We start from the raw sequence: 862 nt of genomic DNA on the forward strand, positions 1-862 counted from the left end.
GTCCACGTGTTGCGGCGTTGCTCCTTGTTCGTGTTGGCTGTGTTTTCCGTACCCTGCGCCTGTCCCTGTGTGGGGTTGTTCTTGGCTTCCTGTGCTTGTGCGGCACGTGGCGACCTGCCGGTTCCCGGCACGAACTCCACGCCGCGCTGCTCCACGTTCACTTGCAGGGTGGTGACGAACTTCCTGCCGTCCTTGCGCTCGATGAGTTTGTCGCGCACAGGCAGCCCGGCACGCAGCATGTCCTGCTCCTGCTTGGTGATTTCCGTCTTGCCGATGCGCTCCGGTATGCGCACCTTGTTTGCCGGGACATCCGTGATTTCGTTCGTCTTGCGGTCGATGCTGACGAACGAGGGGATGATCTCGCCCGTTTCCCTGTCCACGAGGTCCACAACCCTGCCGAGGTTGCCCGTTTCGCGCAGGTTCTTCCGGTCGTCGTCGGAGAACTTGTGTTCCTTGTACTCGTCGAGTTTCTGCTCCTTGCGGATGAAGTGCGGCACAAGGCTGACGTTGCCCTCGCCGTCCTTCTTGAAGGAGAGGCGGGCATCCAGCTCGAAAGCCTCTCCGCCGAAATTGGGCGCCACCCTCACCAAGTCGGACTTGCCGTAGTTGAGCATCCGGTCAAGGTCGCCCGACTTTTCAAGGTCGTCGCGCTTCACGCCCCATTTCTCCTCCAACTCCTTCCAGTTGATCTTGCTCTCGTCGATGGGTTGGTAGCCCCGGTTGCTCTGCGCCTGCTGCGGGTTTTCCTGATTCTGTTCGTTTTTCTGTTCCATTTCTTCCTGTTTTTTAGGTTCGTCATCTTGTTTCTGTTCCGGTTGTTCCTGCTTTTCGGCGGACTGCTCCTCCTGTACTTTCTTTTCGT

General features: G+C 58.4%; 1 protein-coding gene. It reads right to left on the bottom strand.

The window, feature by feature from the left end:
• A partial coding sequence (locus DWZ47_RS30830) for a DUF3945 domain-containing protein (RefSeq protein WP_199488172.1) occupies positions 1 to 862 on the bottom strand: 862 nt, incomplete at both ends.

The organism is Bacteroides sp. AF32-8BH (assembly GCF_003435205.1).
Lineage (GTDB): Bacteria > Bacteroidota > Bacteroidia > Bacteroidales > Bacteroidaceae > Bacteroides > Bacteroides ovatus.